At 72.8% G+C, this 16,958-nt stretch carries 12 protein-coding genes and 1 pseudogene; 5 read left to right on the top strand and 8 right to left on the bottom strand.

Going from position 1 to position 16,958, the window contains the following annotated elements; translation table 11 throughout:
- Positions 1-42 precede the first annotated feature (42 nt).
- The 5 genes and pseudogenes from IO29_RS36660 to IO29_RS17115 form a co-directional block, all read right to left on the bottom strand.
- Positions 43-732: pseudogene (locus IO29_RS36660) on the bottom strand (phosphatase PAP2 family protein); the annotation flags it as partial.
- 115 nt (positions 733-847) lie between these two features.
- Positions 848-2,431: a sodium:solute symporter family protein gene (locus tag IO29_RS17130; RefSeq protein ID WP_051707788.1), complete on the bottom strand. Its 1,584-nt coding sequence runs from the start codon at positions 2,429-2,431 to the stop codon at positions 848-850.
- Positions 2,432-2,790: 359 nt separating this feature from the next.
- On the bottom strand, positions 2,791-3,000 hold the full coding sequence (locus IO29_RS17125; protein WP_030380401.1) for a DUF397 domain-containing protein: 210 nt from the start codon (positions 2,998-3,000) through the stop codon (positions 2,791-2,793).
- 256 nt (positions 3,001-3,256) lie between these two features.
- Positions 3,257-4,126: a helix-turn-helix domain-containing protein gene (locus IO29_RS17120; protein ID WP_030380402.1), complete on the bottom strand. Its 870-nt coding sequence runs from the start codon at positions 4,124-4,126 to the stop codon at positions 3,257-3,259.
- A 336-nt stretch (positions 4,127-4,462) separates the two neighbouring features.
- Positions 4,463-5,215: a GOLPH3/VPS74 family protein gene (locus tag IO29_RS17115; protein WP_030380403.1), complete on the bottom strand. Its 753-nt coding sequence runs from the start codon at positions 5,213-5,215 to the stop codon at positions 4,463-4,465.
- A 228-nt stretch (positions 5,216-5,443) separates the two neighbouring features.
- Between IO29_RS17115 and IO29_RS17110 the strand changes: the two genes are divergently transcribed.
- Together IO29_RS17110 and IO29_RS17105 are read left to right on the top strand one after the other, a co-directional pair.
- The gene (locus IO29_RS17110) at positions 5,444-7,867 is read left to right on the top strand and encodes a D-alanyl-D-alanine carboxypeptidase family protein (protein WP_030380404.1); all 2,424 of its coding nucleotides are present in this window, start codon (positions 5,444-5,446) and stop codon (positions 7,865-7,867) included.
- 279 nt (positions 7,868-8,146) lie between these two features.
- Positions 8,147-9,997: an MFS transporter gene (locus IO29_RS17105; protein WP_030380405.1), complete on the top strand. Its 1,851-nt coding sequence runs from the start codon at positions 8,147-8,149 to the stop codon at positions 9,995-9,997.
- Positions 9,998-10,054: 57 nt separating this feature from the next.
- Here IO29_RS17105 and IO29_RS17100 read toward each other — a convergent pair whose 3' ends face one another.
- On the bottom strand, positions 10,055-10,573 hold the full coding sequence (locus IO29_RS17100; RefSeq protein ID WP_030380406.1) for a glutathione peroxidase: 519 nt from the start codon (positions 10,571-10,573) through the stop codon (positions 10,055-10,057).
- A gap of 90 nt (positions 10,574-10,663) precedes the next feature.
- On the bottom strand, positions 10,664-11,641 hold the full coding sequence (locus tag IO29_RS17095; protein WP_030383467.1) for a winged helix-turn-helix domain-containing protein: 978 nt from the start codon (positions 11,639-11,641) through the stop codon (positions 10,664-10,666).
- A gap of 83 nt (positions 11,642-11,724) precedes the next feature.
- Between IO29_RS17095 and IO29_RS17090 the strand changes: the two genes are divergently transcribed.
- A complete protein-coding gene (locus IO29_RS17090; RefSeq protein WP_078618597.1) occupies positions 11,725-13,089 on the top strand; it encodes an MFS transporter in 1,365 nt (454 codons plus the stop codon).
- Here IO29_RS17090 and IO29_RS17085 read toward each other — a convergent pair.
- Entirely contained in the window at positions 12,983-13,285 is a 303-nt protein-coding gene (locus IO29_RS17085; RefSeq protein ID WP_030383465.1) for a zinc-ribbon domain-containing protein, read from the bottom strand. The genes IO29_RS17090 and IO29_RS17085 overlap by 107 nt on opposite strands.
- Positions 13,286-13,781: 496 nt before the next feature.
- Here IO29_RS17085 and IO29_RS17080 point away from each other — a divergent pair, with 496 nt between their 5' ends.
- Both IO29_RS17080 and IO29_RS17075 read left to right on the top strand, forming a co-directional pair.
- Entirely contained in the window at positions 13,782-15,308 is a 1,527-nt protein-coding gene (locus IO29_RS17080) for an FAD-dependent monooxygenase (protein ID WP_234307713.1), read from the top strand.
- A gap of 30 nt (positions 15,309-15,338) precedes the next feature.
- Positions 15,339-16,721: an SGNH/GDSL hydrolase family protein gene (locus IO29_RS17075; RefSeq protein ID WP_051708044.1), complete on the top strand. Its 1,383-nt coding sequence runs from the start codon at positions 15,339-15,341 to the stop codon at positions 16,719-16,721.
- The last annotated feature ends 237 nt before the right edge of the window (positions 16,722-16,958 follow it).

Genomic DNA, 16,958 nt, shown 5'->3' with positions numbered 1-16,958 from the left:
TCCTGACAGTCCTGATGGTCCTGACATCCCTGACAACCCTGGCAGCCGGGACACCGCCCACCGGGCACCCGGCACGCACACGAGCAGCACGGCCGCCACCACGGTGCCACCGAGCGTCGCACCGGCGAGCACATCGTGCGGGTAGTGGACCCCCACCAGCACGCGCAGGAGCGCGGCGGCCCCGGCCAGCGGCAGCGTGAGCGCGGCGAGGCGGGGCCACAGCACGGCGAGGCCGACGGCCAGCCCGGCGGCCAGGGTGGCGTGGTTGCTCGGGAACGACCAGTCACCCACCGCGGGACACTCCGCGACCGGGCCGGCCCCCGTGTGCACCGCACGGCAGGGCCGCTCCTCGTCCACCACCAGCTTCACCGCCTCGCTCACCGCGTAGGCCGCGACGGTGCCGAGTCCGGTCAGCACGGCTCCGGCGACCCCTCGCGCGTCCCCGCGGCGGACCGCCGTCCACCCCTTCCAGACCAGCAGCAGCCCGAGGAGCACCAGAGTGCCCTCGGTCGCCAGGTCCAGAAGGGTGCCCAGCCACGACGGCGCGTCCGCCACCACCCCGGTCAGCGAGCGGTACGCGGCTGCCGAAGCCCCACCCGTGACCTCGACCGGACCGGCCTCGCCCAGCCCGCCGGGGGACAGCCATGTCACCACTCCCGCACCCGCGCCCAGGACGCCCGACGCCCCGAGCAGCCGGCCGGCCCGGACCTTCTCCAGCGGTTCTCGTTCCATGAGGCCCGAACGTAGAACCGGGAACAGGAGGGCACCCGGGCCGAACGGCAACCCCGGACCCTGACGATCGTCAGGGTTGACGGCCGCGGGGCAAGGCGGACGTGTCGCCGCCCCCTCAGTCCCGCACCGTCGAGTCGAGGGTCGGCTTGCCCTCCGGTGGGCCCGCCGGCTCGGCCGGGGCCGGCACCGCGGCATGCGCGCCGTCGTCGTCCGTGTTCAGGATGTCGATGACCGCCACCCGCTCCGGGGTGTCCTCCGCCTTCAGGAAGCCGAGTCCCACGTACAGCACCAGGGAGATCACCATCGGCACCGCCACCTGGTACTCGAGGCGCACGTCCGTACGCTGCGAGAAGTCCAGGTCGTAGTTGACGAGGAAGAACGCCAGCAGTCCCGCCGCCCAGCTCGTCAGGGCCGCCGTCGGGCCGGAGCGGCGCAGCGGCCGCAGCAGGCCGAGGATGAACGGGATCGCGATCGGGCCCATCAGGCCGGCCACCCACTTGATGACGACCGTGATGATGTCCTTGAACGTCGGCGAGTTGACCTGCGTCGCCACCGCCATGGACAGCCCGAGGAACGCCAGCGTCGTCATGCGCCCGGCGATCAGCCCGGCCCGCGAGTCCCATGCCCGCGCCGCCCGCGACAGCACCGGCATCACGTCCCGGGTGAACACCGCCGCGATCGCGTTCGCGTCGGAGGAGCACATCGCCATGGTGTGCGAGAAGAACCCGACGACCACCAGACCCAGCAGCCCGTGCGGCAGCAGCTGTTCGGCCATCAGCCCGTAGGAGTCGGAGCCGTCCGGCTTCTGCGCGGTCACCAGCAGCGGCGACAGCCACATCGGCGTGAACAGGATCACCGGCCACACGAACCACAGCGTGGCTGACAGATACGCCGACTTCCGCGCCATCCGCGCATCGCCCGTGGCCATGTAGCGCTGCGCCTGGTTCCACATGCCGCCGTTGTACTCGAACAGCTTGATGAACAGGTACGCGATGAAGAAGACGGTGAGGTACGGCCCGGCGAAGCCGTTGCCGTGCCCGTGCAGCTTCGGCGAATCCAGCGCGTCGCCCAGACCGCCCTGCTTCGAGATCTCGTGCAGCGCGATCACCAGCATGGCGAGGCCCGCCAGCACCTGGATGACGAACTGCCCGAGCTCGGTCAGCGCGTCCGCCCACAGCCCGCCGATCGTGCAGTACACCGCCGTGATGCCGCCGGTGATGATGATGCCCTGGGTGAGGGTGACCCCGGTGAAGACGCTCAACAGGGTCGCGATCGCGGCCCACTTGGCGCCCACGTCCACGATCTTCAGCAGGATGCCGGACCAGGCCAGCGCCTGCTGCGTCGGCACGTTGTAGCGGTCCTTGAGGTACTCGAGCGGCGAGGCCACGTGCAGCCGGGAGCGCAGCCGGTTCAGCCGGGGCGCGAACAGCCGGGCCCCGACCAGCACACCGATCGCGATGGGCAGCGCCCAGGTGACGTACGAGGTGACGCCGTAGGTGTACGCGATGCCGGCGTAGCCGGTGAACATCACCGCGCTGTAGCCGGACATGTGGTGGGAGATGCCGGAGAGCCACCAGGGCATACGGCCGCCCGCGGTGAAGAAGTCGCTCACGTTGTCCACGCGCTTGTGGGACCAGACGCCGATCGCCGTCATCACACCGAAGTACGCGACCAGGACGGCCCAGTCGAGACCGTTCATGTGCCCCCTTCCAGGGTCCGTCTTCTGAACATCGCTCAACGGGCTGGCACTTCGCCTCATGGGCCGGCAGAACCGGAAGTAGCCGCTGGAGACCGCGGAAGGCCGTGAAGTGCCCGCTCATCCTGGGTTCGGGGCCCGGCGGGCGGCAAGCGAGCGGAAGGTCAAGTCGCAGTAAAATAGTTCGCATCCATGAACAATTTTCCCTCACGGGAACAGCCCGCGGAACCGGCGTTGTCCTGAAAAGGACGTTTGTCGGGCAGGGAAAAGCCCCCTCGGCTGGGACGGCGGCCAGTCGAGAGGGCGTCAGCGGTGGTGCGTGAAAAGGGTGGTGCGTGTGTCGTGACTACGGTGACGTGCGCTCAGCCCATGTCCGGCGTGCGCCGGCCCACCTCCGTCACGAAGGCGTTCCACGCGTCCGCCGGGAAGGCCAGGGCGGGACCCTGGGGAACCTTGGAGTCCCGTACGGCCATCGCCGCCGGAACCGGGGACTTGACCTCGACACACGCGCCGTTTCCCGTGGAGTACGAGGACTTGGTCCAGGTCTCGGTGGCGCCCTGCTGAATTGCCATGTTCGCTCCGCTAGTGCTGTTCGGCCGGTCGTGAGGTGCTGTCTCCGTGCCGCGGACCCGCCTCGCGGACCCACGGCACGGTTTTCGCCAACGTTGCTGCTCCATTGGCGTGATCGACGCTACTCGTCACGATCGGCGGGCGGAGTGACCATTCACTCGACCGGGTGGCATATTCCAGAGGGACTTACGCCGGAACCACCCAAGGTGTACCGTCCGGCCTTTCCTCGCCCCGCGCCCGTCGGCCCCCCGGCCCGCCTCAGCCCCGGTACTCCCGCGCGTACTCCTTGGCGAGGCGCGAGATGACCTCGCGGGACTGCTCCACGTTCAGCGCCTGCGCCCGCAGATGCTCGTACATCACGCTGTACTTCTGCACGTCCGCGGCCTTCTCCAGATACAGGTCGCTGGTGACGCCCTCGATGTAGACGACGCTGGAGTCGGCCGCGTCCGGGAACTCCAGGATCGCGTACTGCCCGTTGAGCCCGGGGTGCGCGCCCATCTCGAACGGGATCACCTGCACGGTGACGTGCGGCAGCTGGGACTGCTCGATGAGGTGCTCCAGCTGCTCCCGCATCACCAGCCGGCTGCCGACCACCCGGTGCAGCGCCGCCTCGTCCAGCACCGTCCACAGACGCAGCGGGTTCTCCGGCGCGGAGATACGGTCCTGCCTGCGCATCCGCACCTGCACCCGTTTGTCGATGTCCGCCTGCGCGGTCTCGGGCAGCGCGCCCGCGATCAGCGCCTCGGCGTACGGGCGGGTCTGCAACAGCCCGGGGACGACCTGGGGGTCGTAGATGCGCAGCGAGGCCGCGTCCGTCTCCAGACCGATGTAGACGCTGTACGGGATGTCGCCGAAGGAGTGCCACCAGCCCTGCTGGCGCGAGTCCTTGGCCATCTGCATCAGCGAGTCGACGATCCGGACGTCCTCGACCTCGTACACCCCGCACAGATCCCGCACGTCGCGCTGGCTGATGCTGCGCCGTCCGTTCTCCAGACGGCTGATCTTCGACTGCGAGACCAGCAGCCGCTCGGCCACTTCCTCGGCCGTCATGCCCTTCAACTCGCGGAGCCGGCGCAGCTCCTGGCCCAGCCGGCGGCGCCGGACGGTGGGATTGACATTGGACGCCACGGGACGTGCACCTCCGGCTGCCTGCAAGGCTGACTATGCGTATCTGCTGTTGAGCAGATTGCCACCAAGGTGCTTACTACCGCTGGGAAACGGTGGATATGCGGCACGTACACGCCAGTTCGGCACCGCACACGCCCGGGTGGGAACCCGTGGGGCCCCCGGGGCCCGGGACGCCGTACGGGGCCGGGCGGACGTGCCCGCGCGGGGGCGGCGGTGCCGTGACGGCGCCCCGGACGCGCGGTGCGTCCGGGGACGTACGGCCCCACCGCCCCGCGCGGGCCTGCGGCTCCCGGAACGGGTCGTGGGGACTGCGGTGCGGCGGTGGCGTGGCGCTTGTCAGTGCGCCACGACGCGTGCCATGGGGCTGGAGCCCCGGTGCGGCTGCATCGGCACCCCGCGTGCGGGCTCGGGACCGGCGGGGCCACCGGCCGGCCGCCCGTTCGCCGGGCCCCGGCGGGGCTGTCCGGCCGCCCCGTTCTGGACGTCCATCACGGCGTGCGCCACGAGGCCGCCCATCGGGTCGTGCCGGATCAGGTCCCGCAGCCGGGAACGGGACGAGCGTCCCTCGTTGCCCGGGTACAGGTGCTTGCCGAGGCCGACCGCGTGGGCCAGCGCGGCGAGCGCCGCGGTCCGCGGGTCCGGCGGTACGCCGGTGCGGATCGCGGAGTCCAGCCGGGTCCTGATCTCCCGGCTGATCGCGTTGTCCGTCGCCTGGTAGCGCGTCGTCGGCAGCACCCCGCACATCTGGCCCGCCACGGCATGCACCATGCCGCACCGCTCCAGGTGCGAGAGATACGTCTGACGCAGCCCCAGCCGGGGCCCGCCGATCCAGTGGACCGCGCGCACCGGAGCGCCGCGCCTTCGCAGCAACTCCAACGCGCAGTCCAGAGTCGGATCTCCTGTCGGCCGTGGTACCACCACGGCGATACGATCCCCGTCCGGGGCTATCCGTCCGGCCAGCGCCAGCTCCACTAGCTGTGCTCCGGCCAGACCCAGGTCGAGCGACTGCGGCTGCGCAGTGGTACCCGTGGCCGGGTCCAGTGCGAGCAACAGAAGCTCCTCCGGAAGTGTTCTGCGGCTCCTGCCCATCCATGCCTCCCCGCGTGGATGAATGACAGGGTGACCCCTCTCACATTGGTCTGTCGAGGGTGCGTGACCGGTTCGTAGTGGAACCAGTAGGTATGTCGTTTCCATCTACACCGGGGGGCGAGCCCCCACACAGGACACTGGTACATGGTTCGGACAGCGGTGTCCGGGCGGCGGTTCACGGTTCGGGTCAGGGCGCACGGGTGAGTGTGCGCGATGGAGGAGGCATCGGTGGCGGGCGAGTCCCCCGACAGGTCGAAGCAGCAGGAGTCGTCGAAGGAGCCGACGTCGGGGAGTGGGTCGGCGGTTCCGGGCCCGGCCCGCCCGTCGGAGAGCGGGACGGCCCCGGCACCGGCGGACCCCCGGCTGACGGTGGCCCGCGAGCGGGTACGGGTCGACCAGGCGACGGCTGTTTTCTCGACGCGCGCGCTCAAGGAGGCCGTACGGCCCTCCGGGGCGGGGGCGGAGGCGGAGGACGGCGCCGAGGGCACGGACGGCGCGGACGGCGCCGAGGGGGCCTCCGGCGGCCCGAAGGCTCCCGGCGGGGCCGGGAAGCCCGCGGGGGCCGACGAGGAGGACCGCAAGGCCGCGGTGGCGTCGTGGGTGCGGAGCGCGGACCGGGAGGACGACGGGGGCGACGGGGACGGCGTGCGCGACGAGCGCGGGGAGGCGGAGTCGGACGCGGACGCGGACGCGGCTGACGCCGCCGAGGCGTCCGACGACGCCGACGGCGACCGCAAGGACACCGGGTCCAAGTCCGACACCAACGCCGAGACCAAATCCGAGACCGAGACCGAGTCGAAGCCCGGGAGCGAGCCCGAGCCCCGTCCCGCCGTCGATCAGGCCACCGCCGTCTTCAAGGCGCCGCGGCCCGCAGTGGACCGTCCCACCACCACGCTGAAGCGCGGCGACGGCGACGGTGGTGGCGACAGTGCCGACAAGGCGCCCCCGAAGGACACCAAGACCACCACCCTGCGCAGGCCCAAGGACTCCGGCACCGCCAAGCCGGCGACGGCCGGCAAGCCCGGCTCCGCCGAGCCCGCGGCCGACGCGGTCGACGCGGCCGACGCGGTCGACGCGGCCGACGAGCCCGCGTCGGAGGCCGAGCGTACGAGTACCTTCGTCCCGCTCAGATCGCTGGACGACCCCGAGGCCGGCAAGCCGCGCCCGACCCCCTCCGCCACCGCCGGCCGGACCGACACCAAGAACAACCTCACGGCCCCCAAGGACGCGAAGTCCCCAGCGGCTCCGCCGGCCGCCAAGGGCACCGCCCCCAAGGACGCCAAGGCCGCCGCCACCCCCGTCCCGCCCCCCGCCCCGACCGGCGCGTTCCCGCGGGTCGGGCCCGAGCGCACCACCCAGCAGCCGCTTCCCCCGAAGCCGCCGCTGGATCTGCTCGCCGAGCTGACCAACACCCCGCCGCCCCCGGAGACCCGGGTGCGCACGCTCGTGCGGCGGGTCAAGATCTGGACGCCGCTGGTCGTGCTGCTCGCGATCATCTTCGCGGTCGCACAGAGTCTGCGTCCGCTCCCCGAGCCCACCCTCGACCTCACCGCCCAGTCGTCCTACGCCTTCAAGGGCAGCGCGGCGGACATGCCCTGGCCGTCCGAGGGCCAGGCCGCGCTGGACGTCCTCGGCATCGGCTCCTACGGCTCCTCCGGCGAGCAGAAGCCGGTGCCGATCGCCAGTGTCACCAAGGTCATGACGGCCTACCTGATCCTCAAGGACCACCCGCTCAAGGGCGGCGACGGCGAGAAGATCAAGGTGGACCAGCCGGCCGAGGACCAGGCGACCAACGACGGCGAGTCGACGGTCAAGGTGCACGCCGGTGACAGCATCACCGAGAAGGAGGCCCTCCAGGCCCTCCTCATCGCCTCGGCCAACAACGTGGCCCGGCTGGTGGCCCGCTGGGACGCCGGCTCCGAGAAGGCGTTCGTCGCCAAGATGAACACCACCGCCAAGCAGCTCGGCATGACGAACACGACGTACACCGACCCCTCGGGGCTGGAGAAGACGACCGTCAGCACCGCCAAGGACCAGGTCAAGCTGGCCAAGGAGGCGATGAAGAACGACAGCTTCCGGCAGATCGCGGCGATGATGCAGTACACCGACTACAAGGGCGACAAGCACAGCAACTGGAACCGCCTGGTCGGCTACAACGGCGTCGTCGGCATCAAGACCGGCACCACCACGGCCGCGGGCGGCAACCTGGTCTTCGCGGCGGTCAAGAAGGTCGGCGGCGAGACCCGCACGATCGTCGGCGCGGTGCTGAGCCAGGGCCCGGGCGGCGAGGACAACACCATCCTCAGCGGCGCGCTGGACGCGAGCGACAAGCTGATCCGGGCCGCGCAGGACTCGCTGGAGTCGGCGACGATCCTGAAGAAGGGCACCGTCGTCGGAGCCGTCGACGACGGTCTCGGCGGCCGTACGCCCGTGGTGATCACCAAGGACGTCAAGGCGGTCGGCTGGCCCGGGCTCACGGTGAAGCTGCGGTTCGCCGCGGACGACGACCTGCCGCACACCGCGAAGACCGGTGCCACCGTGGGCTCGCTCACGGTCGGTGACGGCACGGGCAGCGCGGTCAAGGTGCCGGTCAGCCTCCAGCGGAACCTCGAGGAGCCCGGCTTCACCGACAAGCTCACGCGCGTGAGCTGACCTCCCGTGTCCCTGTCCGCGCCACCGCCGTGTGGTGCGGACAGGGGCGGGGAAGACGTTCTCCTGGTGGAGGGCGCGAGCCGCGCGGTGCCCGGCACGGACGCTGTCCGGGTCCTGTCCGGGCCCCGTCGGGGTCCTGTCCGGATCCTGTCCGGTTCAGGCGGCGGGGGTGGTGCGTGCTAGCGTCGCGAGACCGGGAGAGGCCGGGGAACACCGGGGGAGCGGTCGGGCGGGGGCCCGATGGACATCAGGAAGACGGGACACGGGGAGTGCCTTGACGTGGCCGCAGCGGAGCCGACACATGCCGACGACTCCCGTCCGGGGAGCCGGCCCCCTTCGCGAATAGCGCTGCCCGCCGACGGACCGGCGGCCCCCGGGGCCGAGGACCGGCGCGGCGGTCGCTTCGCCGTCGCCTTCGCGCCCCTCGTCCGGGTCTTCCGCAGGCGCCCCGTGCTGGCGGTCACGGTGCTCTCCGGGGTGCTGCACCTCGTCTGGTTCTTCACGTTCGCGAACAGTGGCGGCGACCTCGCCGCGCAGGACGCGTGGGCCGAGTTCGTCGGCCGGCACCCCGACTCGGCGTACAACCTCGCCTGGTACGGCGGCATGCACCCGGTGTCGTACAGCGTCGTCTCGCCGTATCTGATGTCCGTGCTCGGCGTCCGTACGACGATGATGATCGCGGGGACGCTCTCCGCCGGGCTGCTGACCATGATCCTGATCCGCAGCCGCGCGGTCCGCGACCCCCTGGGCCCCGCGCTCGCGGGCGTCTTCGCGCTGCTGTGCAACGCGGCCTCGGGCCGGGTGACCTTCGGCCTCGGCATGATGTTCGGGCTCGGCGCGACCGCCGTGGTGTTCTGCTGGCCCCACCGCTGGCGCTACAAGCGGTGGGCGAAGGCGCTGTGCGCGGCACCGCTCGCCGCGCTCGCGACCATGGGCTCACCGGTGGCCGGGCTGTTCGTCGGCCTGGTGGCGGTCGCGCTGTTCCTCCAGAAGCGCCGGCCGGGCGCCTGGGCGCTGGGTCTCGCGCCGAGCCTGGTGGTGGCGCTGTCGGCGTGGCTGTTCCCCTTCTCCGGCACCCAGCCGATGTCGATCGGCTCGGTGATCCTGCCGTTCGTGTACGCGGCACTGGTCTACGCACTGGTGCCGAAGAAGTGGAAGACGGTACGGATCACGGCGGCGGTGTACGGCGTCTCGGTCGTCCTCGTCTGGCTGATCAACTCGCAGATCGGCTCGAACATCACACGGCTCGCGATGCTGTTCGGCGGCGCCGTGCTGCTGGCCGCGCTGCCGTTCACCGTGCCGCGCAGCCGCAAGTGGTACGCCATCGTCATCGCCAGCGTGGGCTTCGCGACGTGGATCGGGTTCAAGTCGGTCGACGACATCGTCCACACCACCCCCGCGGCGTCCTGGGCGCGCGAGCTGGCGCCGCTGGTCAACCAGCTCCAGACGGTCGACGCCGACAAGGGCCGCGTCGAGGTCGTCCCGGCCCGCTCGCACCGCGAGGCGTCCGCGCTGGCCCCCTACGTCAACCTCGCGCGCGGCTGGAACCGCCAGGCCGACATGGAGCGCAACCCGCTCTTCTACGACGACACGCTCAACTCGGCCAACTACCACGAGTGGCTGCGCCGCTGGGCCGTCCACTACGTCGTCCTGCCCAAGGACGAGCCGGACGGCGACGGCGGCGAGCGGGAGCGGCAGCTGGTGCAGCGCGGGATGCCGTATCTGAAGCAGGTGTGGGGCGACACCAACTGGCAGCTGTTCGCCGTGACCGACCCGATGCCGCTCGCCGACCCGCCGGCCGTGGTGGACCGCGCGGACCAGGGCGAGCTGACGATCGAGGTCAACAAGGCGGGCCGGGTCCTCATCCGCATCCCGTACTCGCCGTGGCTGGGCCTGGTCGACGCGGACGGCAAGGGCGTCAAGCCGCCCCAGGAGACGGAGGCGTCCAAGCACCGCGCGGAGGGCGAGCCCAAGTCGTTCGACAACGTCAACGGCTGCCTGCTGGAAACACCGGAAGACGCCTCCGGCGACAAATGGACCGAACTCCTGGCCCCGAAGCCGGGCGTCTACCGCCTGGGCGCCCCGTACCAACTCCCCCGGGGCACACCGTGCCCGGAGGAGCTGCGCTGAGGGCTCTCGGCTTTCAGGGGCGCGGGGCTGTGTCGGTGTGCGGCGGGGGCGAAGAACTCACCCCAGCGCCCCCTCCACCGCGGCCACCACCTCCGCCGACTCCGGCTCGACCTGCGGAGCGAACCGCCCCACGACCGCCCCGTCCCTCCCCACCAGGAACTTCTCGAAGTTCCACCGCACGTCCCCGGTGTGCCCCTCCGCGTCGGCGACATCCACCAGCCGCGCATACAGGGGATGCCGCCCCTCCCCGTTCACCTCGACCTTCTCGGTCATCGGAAAGGTCACCCCGTACGTCGCCGAGCAGAACTCCGCGATCTCCTCGGCACTCCCCGGCTCCTGCCCGAGGAACTGGTTGCAGGGCACCCCCAGCACGGTGAACCCCCGCGAGGCATACCGCTCCTGCAACCGCTCGAGCCCCTCGTACTGCGGCGTCAGCCCGCACTTGGAGGCGACGTTCACGACGAGGACGGCCCGGCCGGCGTACTGCGCCAGATCGGCGGAGCCGCCTTGCAGCGCACCGATCTCGACATCGAGGACGGAGGACGTGGGGGACCCGGAATTCTCTACGGTCGTCATGCCCGGATGCTAACTCTCCACGCGCCCCCCGCCCTCCACGCGCCCCCCCGCCCTCCACGCGCCCCCTACCCCGTACGCGCCCCCCGCCCCCTACGCGTCCCCCGCTCGCTGCGCGGCGACCAGCGCCTCCCCCGCCCCCGTCCGCCCGTACAGCACCGACCTGCCCACCCGCCGCCGCTCCACCAGCCGCGCATCCCGCAGCACCCGCAGATGCCGGCCGACGGAGCCGAGCCCCTGCCCCGTCAGCGCGACCAGCCGGCTCGTGCTGTGCGGGGAGTCGAGCAGGACGAGCACCCGCGCCCGCGCGGTCCCGAGCAGCGCGCCGAGCCCCTCGGGCACGACGGCCCCGCCGGGATCGGCCAGCGCCCCGGCGCACGGGTAGACGACGGCGTACCGCTCCGGCTCCTCCCAGGACACCCACCCGATCCGCTGCGGCGTGACCGGAACGAAGGCGAGCCGGGCCCCCGCGATCTCCTGCGGCGGATACGCGTGCGTGTTGACCTGGAGCCGGTTCCCGCCGAGCCACCGCTTGCCCGGCCCCAGCCCGTCCAGCGCCGCCGCCCAGCCGCCCCGGCCGACCTGCTCCGTACGGGTGGCGACGTCGGCCTCCAGCACGCGGCGCCGCCGGTCCCAGTCGGGCCGTACGGCCTCGGTCCACACGGCGGTGAGCAGGGCGGCGGCGCGGGCGGGCAGATCGTCGCGGTCGAGGGCGGCGGGGAGCGGGGCGCCGCGCAGTGCGCGCCGGAGGTGGGCGCGGGCGGCGTCGGGGCGGGCCTCCCGCACCCGTGCGACCTCCTGCTCGAAGGTCTCGCCGCCCCGGGGCGTGGGCGTGAGGAAGTCGGCGATCCAGTCCGGCCCCAGCCCGGCGCGGACGAGCAGCGCGGTGACCGGGTCGGCCGCCAGCCGCCGCCGGTGGGCGGGCAGCCGGGCGTCCAGCCAGGCCCGTTCGCCCGGGTGCCGGGCCTGCCCGGTGTGCAGCAGCCGCAGCGCGGCGAAGGTCTCGGCGAGCGGCGAGACGATGAACCGGCTCCCGGCGAGCGTGTCGGCGTTCACCTCCCACCAGCCCACGGCAGCCGCCCCCTTCCCCCTGACGTTTCGCGGAACGGCGAAACAATAACCACCTCACCGCCCCCCTCCCCACACTTCCGGACATGCGCAGCCACTCCGCGGGCTACTCCGCCCTCTTCCGCACCCGGGAGTTCACGCCCCTCTTCCTCTCCACCGCCCTCCAGACGGCCGCGTCCACGATCGGCGGCCTGGCGCTCGGCACGCTGGTGTACCGCGCGACCGCCTCGCCCCTGCTCTCCGCGGTGAGCATGTTCGGCCCTCAACTCGCCCAGGTGGTGGGCGCGTCGACGCTGCTGTCCGGCGCGGACCGGCTGCCGCCGCGCACCGCGCTCACCGGCGTCTCGCTGTGCTTCGCGCTCGCCACGGCGTCGATGGCGGCGCCGGGCCTGCCGCTGGGAGCCCTCTTCGCGCTGCTCCTCGTCCAGGGTTTGGTCCAGTCCCTGGCCGGCGGCGTCCGCTGGGGCCTGCTGAACGAGATCCTCTCCGCGGGCGTCGCCGAGTCGTCCGCCGAGGAGTCCGCCGCGGAGACTGCCAAGGATTCCGCCGCGGACGTCGTCAAGGGCGGCTATCTGCTGGGGCGTTCGACGTTCAACATGATGAGCGGCCTCACCCAGATCACGGGCTTCGCCACGGGCGGCGTCCTGGTGACGGTGCTGTCACCCCGTACGACGTTGCTGACCTCGGCGGCGCTGTACGCGGCGAGCGCGCTGCTCACCCGTACGGGACTGTCCCGCCGGGAACCGAGGGCGACGGGCCGCCCGTCGCTCGCCCGCACCTGGCGCACCAACGTCACGCTGCTCGCCGACCGCCCGCGCCGGCTCGTCTACATGGGGCTGTGGGTCCCCAACGGGCTGATCGTCGGCTGCGAGTCGCTGTACGTGTCGTACGCGCCGGACCGCGCGGGTCTGCTGTTCGCGTGCGGGGCGTGCGGCATGTTCGCCGGGGACGTCGTCACGGGCCGCTTTCTGCCTCCGGCCGCCCGCGCCCGTCTCGTCACACCGCTGCTGCTCCTCCTGGCCGCCCCCTACCTGCTGTTCGCGCTGCACCCGGCGGTGCCGGTCGCGGCGGCGTGCGCGGCGCTGGCCTCGGTCGGCTTCGGCGCGAGCCTGCTCCAGCAGGAACGTCTGATGTCCCTCACCCCGGGCGCCCTCACCGGCCACGCCCTCGGCCTGCACTCGGCGGGCATGCTGACGATGCAGGGCGTCAGCGCCTCGGCGGCCGGCACGCTCGCCCAACTGACGTCCCCCGCCACGGCGATGACGGCGATGGCGGCGGCCTCGCTCGCCGTGACGGCCTCGCTGGCGCTCGCGGCGCCCGGGTCCGCCCGGCCGCCGGCCGCGCTCAGGGCTGGTACGGCGGCTGCGCCTGCTGCGGGGACTGCTGCGGCTGCTGGGCGGCGGCCTGGCCGGCGGCGGCGTGGGCCAGGAGCTGGTCGGCCTGCTCCTTGATGATCTTCTGCTCGGCACCGCAGAACGTGCACTGCGTCGCGTACTTCACCGACACGGGGAACAACGGGACGAAGAACAGCGTGAACTTCGTGACGCGCTTCCTGAGCGTGTGCGCGGCGGGGTTGCCGCACCGCCCGCACACCAGCGTCAGTATCGCGAGCTGGTACAGGTATCCCCTGGTGCCGAAGATGATCACTGTGCCGGTCCTTCCCGGTTCGGTGCCCCGCACTGGGCCGTGGACCGCCGCTCACCCGACCGGTGGCCCGACCGGTGGCGCGGGCGTCGTCGGCGTACAGGGTACGCCGGGCGCCGACAGCCTGCCGCCATGGTCACACCGCCCCTCCCGCGCCCCCCTTCAGCCCCACCGTCGCGCTGCTCACGGTGGCGGGGGAGGCGCTGCCGGCCCGGGCCGGGGAGGCGGCCCGCTCGCGTCGGACGGGCCGGACGGGGCGAGCGGGCGGGAATCGTCAGACAGGGCCCGGTGCCCCCGATTCTGTCCCCGTGTCCCTGTGCCCGGTGGCGGGGGAGCCGCAAGCTGCCCGTGCGGCCACTGAGACGGCACGTGCCACCAACCGTCTCAGTGCATGACAGCCCCGTGTGCGGGCGGTGCCAGGGAGCCCCGGCACCGTGGGTGCCGAGGGCGGGGCCCGTACGGCCCCGGCACGGGAAACCAGGACGGAGACACGAGGACCATGAGCGATTCCGCGGCAGCGCACGGCAGGCACGAGCAGCAGGGCATGCGGGAGCAGCCACCCGTGCGGGAGGCGGCGCACGGGGACGCGCATGACGGCACGTTCGACGGCACGTACGACGTCGTCGTCGTGGGCGCCGGGCCGGTCGGGCTCTTTCTCGCGACCGAGCTGCGGACCGCCGGTGTGCGCCCGGTCGTACTGGAGCGGCTCGCCGAGCCCGACCTCGGCATCAAGGCGGCCGCGATCGGCGCGGTCGCGGCCGAGGCGCTGGAGCGGCGCGGCCTCGGGCCCGCGCTCGACAAGGCCGAGGTGACGCTGCCGATGGCCAAGGCGGCGCGCGCCCGCCCCGGGAAGGCGCGGAAGCCGGGCGGCCACTTCTCCGCGCTGTTCGTGATCGACCAGGACCTCCAGCGCGACCCGGACCGGCACAGCCGCATGGTGCCGCAGGACGCGCTCGAACGGATCCTGACCGCCCGCGCGGTCGAACTCGGCATCGAGATCCGCCGCGGCGTCGCCGTGGAGGACCTCACGCAGGACGACGAGGGCGTGCGTGTCGGGACGACCGCCGGCCCGCTGCGCGCACGGTACGTCGTCGGCTGCGACGGCGGCCGCAGCACCGTCCGCAAGCTCGCCGGCTTCGCGTTCCCCGGCACCGACCCGACGCTCACCGGCTACCAGGCCGCCGTCGAGCTGGACGCGCCCGAGAAGCTCACGCCGGGCTGGCAGCGCACGCCGCGCGGACTGATCACCTCCATCCCGGGACGCGTCTTCACGGCGGAGTTCGACGGCCCGCCGGCCGACCGCGACGCGCCCCTCACCAAGGACGAGGTCGAGGCGGCGATCCAGCGGGTCAGCGGCACGGACGTCCGCGTCCTGTCGATGGAGAAGGCGACCCGCTGGACCGACCACGCGCGCCAGGCGGCCACCTACCGCGACGGCCGCGTCCTCCTCGCCGGTGACGCCGCGCACGTCCACTCGCCCTTCGGCGGCCAGGGGCTGAACCTCGGCATCGTCGACGCGGCCAACCTCGGCTGGAAGCTGGCCGCGGCGGTCGGGGGCCGCGAGGAGCTGCTCGACTCCTACACCGCCGAGCGCCACCCCGTCGGGGCACGCGTCCTGGAGAACACCCGCGCGCAGGTCGCGCTCGTCCGCCCCGACCCGCTCACCGACGCGCTCCGCACCATCGTCGCCGACCTCATCAGGGTCCCCGAGGGCAACCGCCTCGTCGGCGAGATGCTGTCGGGCGTCGGTATCCGCTACGACCTCGGCGACGACGACCCGCTCGTCGGCACCCTCGCGGCCGACCGGCTCCTCACCCTCGCCGACGGCACGGTGGAGTACCTCTACGTGCTGATGGAGGAGGGCGGCGGCCTGCTCGTCTCGCCCTCGGTACGCCCGCTGCCGCGCGGCGTGCACCACGCGCACACCAAGGAGGGCCCGTCGCTGCTCGTGCGCCCCGACGGCTGCGTCGCGTGGACGGACGCGTCGGAGGCGTCGCTCGAGGAGGCGCTGGGTCGCTGGTTCTGAACTCCCTTGCCGTACGGGAGGGTTGAGGTCATGGCGGAGCGCAGCGGCAAGAGCGACGACCTCAGCGACGGCATCGACGAGATCGACGGCATCGACGAGATCGACGACATCAGCGACGACGACAGCGACGACGACAGCGACGACGACAGCGACGACGACAACAGCAGGGACAGGCACATGGACCACTGGATCGCCACCTGGGGCACGGCGCAGCAACTGGCGCGACCCGCCGAGCCCGGGGGAGGGCCACAGCTGCCGGACGAGCCGCCCGAGGAGGCGGCGGTCGACGAGGCGACGGCCGAGGAAGCCCCGGCCGCGCCGGCGAAGGTCGGCGCGGCGACCGTCCGCATGGTGGCACGCGCCACCGCCGGCGGCACCGCCGTACGCATCGCGCTGTCGAACTCCTTCGGTCACGCGCCGGTACGCATCGCCGCCGCACGCATCGCACGGTACGACGGCGGCGCGGCGATCCGCGCCGGCAGCACCCGGACGCTCACCTTCGGCGGACGCGAGGAGGTCGTCCTGCCGACCGGCGCGCAGCTGCACAGCGACCCCGTCGCGTACGACGTCCCGGCGGGGACCGACCTGGCCGTCTCCCTCCACGTCCCCGACCAGGACGTCACCCCCACGACGCACGACCTCGGGCTGCGCCCGGCCTGGCTCGCCCCCGGCGACCAGACCGACGCGCAGGACCTGCGGGCCGCCACCGGGTTCGCGTCCTATCTGTGGCTCGCCGGCATCGACGTACTCGCGTCGCCCGGCGCCGCGACCGTCGTCGTCCTCGGCGACTCCCTCGCCGACGGCGCCGGCACCACGCCCGGCGCGGACCGGCCGTGGCCCTCGGTGCTGGCCCGCCGGCTGGCCGCCCGGCCGGACCTGCCGCCGCGCGCGGTGGTCAACGCGGGCATCGCGGGCAACCGCGTCCTGCGCGAGACCGACGGCCTCGGTGCGAGCGCGCTGGCCCGCTTCGACCGCGACGTACTGGCCCGGCCCGGCGTGCGCTGGGTGGTACTGGCGGAGGGCGGCAACGACATCGGCTTCGGCTTCATCCCCGGCATGCCGGCGAGCGAGCGGGCGACGGCCCAGGACGTCATCGCCGGTCACCGCATGCTGATCGCCCGCGCACAGCTGCACGGCCTGAGCGTCATCGGCTGCACGGTGACGCCGTTCGGCGGCACGTTCGTGTACGGGGAGGAGAGCGAGCGGATGCGCCAGGAGGTCAACGGGTGGATCCGCGGCAGCGGCGAGTTCGACGCGGTGGTCGACACCGACGCAGCCCTCCGCGACCCCTCCACCCCGACCCACCTGCACCCGACCTACGACTCCGGCGACCACATCCACCCCAACGACGCCGGCAACGAGGCAATCGCAAAGGCATTCGACCTGGAGCTGTTCCGGGAGGCGGTGGGGTAGGGGGGGCGCGAGCTGCGGGGGGGGGGCGTGACAAGGGGGCGCCGGTAAGGGACGCGGGGCTGCGCTGAATCTGCGGCTACCGCCGGGTCGGGCGCTGGGCATGTGCGCCGGTAAGGGGCGCGGGGCTGTGCCGGATCTACGGCTCCGCCGCACAGGCGCGAGCACCCGCGCCCGTAAGGGGCGCGGGGAACTGCGCGACCAGCCACCTCCCACCCGCACCCGCCCACGCACCCCACC

The sequence above is a fragment of the Streptomyces sp. NRRL F-6676 genome (genome assembly GCF_000725625.1).
GTDB lineage: Bacteria > Actinomycetota > Actinomycetes > Streptomycetales > Streptomycetaceae > Streptomyces.
The sequence above is the reverse complement of the archived record's forward strand: the minus strand, read 5'-3'. Positions and strand labels throughout refer to the sequence as shown.

What these genes read in the sequence shown, in the direction of transcription:
- IO29_RS17130 (WP_051707788.1), bottom strand. Translation starts at nt 2,431, where the DNA reads ATGAACGGTCTCGACTGGGCCGTCCTGGTCGCGTACTTCGGTGTGATG.
- IO29_RS17125 (WP_030380401.1), bottom strand. Translation starts at nt 3,000, where the DNA reads ATGGCAATTCAGCAGGGCGCCACCGAGACCTGGACCAAGTCCTCGTAC.
- IO29_RS17115 (WP_030380403.1), bottom strand. Translation starts at nt 5,215, where the DNA reads ATGGGCAGGAGCCGCAGAACACTTCCGGAGGAGCTTCTGTTGCTCGCA.
- IO29_RS17100 (WP_030380406.1), bottom strand. Translation starts at nt 10,573, where the DNA reads ATGACGACCGTAGAGAATTCCGGGTCCCCCACGTCCTCCGTCCTCGAT.
- IO29_RS17090 (WP_078618597.1), top strand. Translation starts at nt 11,725, where the DNA reads ATGCGCAGCCACTCCGCGGGCTACTCCGCCCTCTTCCGCACCCGGGAG.
- IO29_RS17080 (WP_234307713.1), top strand. Translation starts at nt 13,782, where the DNA reads ATGAGCGATTCCGCGGCAGCGCACGGCAGGCACGAGCAGCAGGGCATG.
- IO29_RS17075 (WP_051708044.1), top strand. Translation starts at nt 15,339, where the DNA reads ATGGCGGAGCGCAGCGGCAAGAGCGACGACCTCAGCGACGGCATCGAC.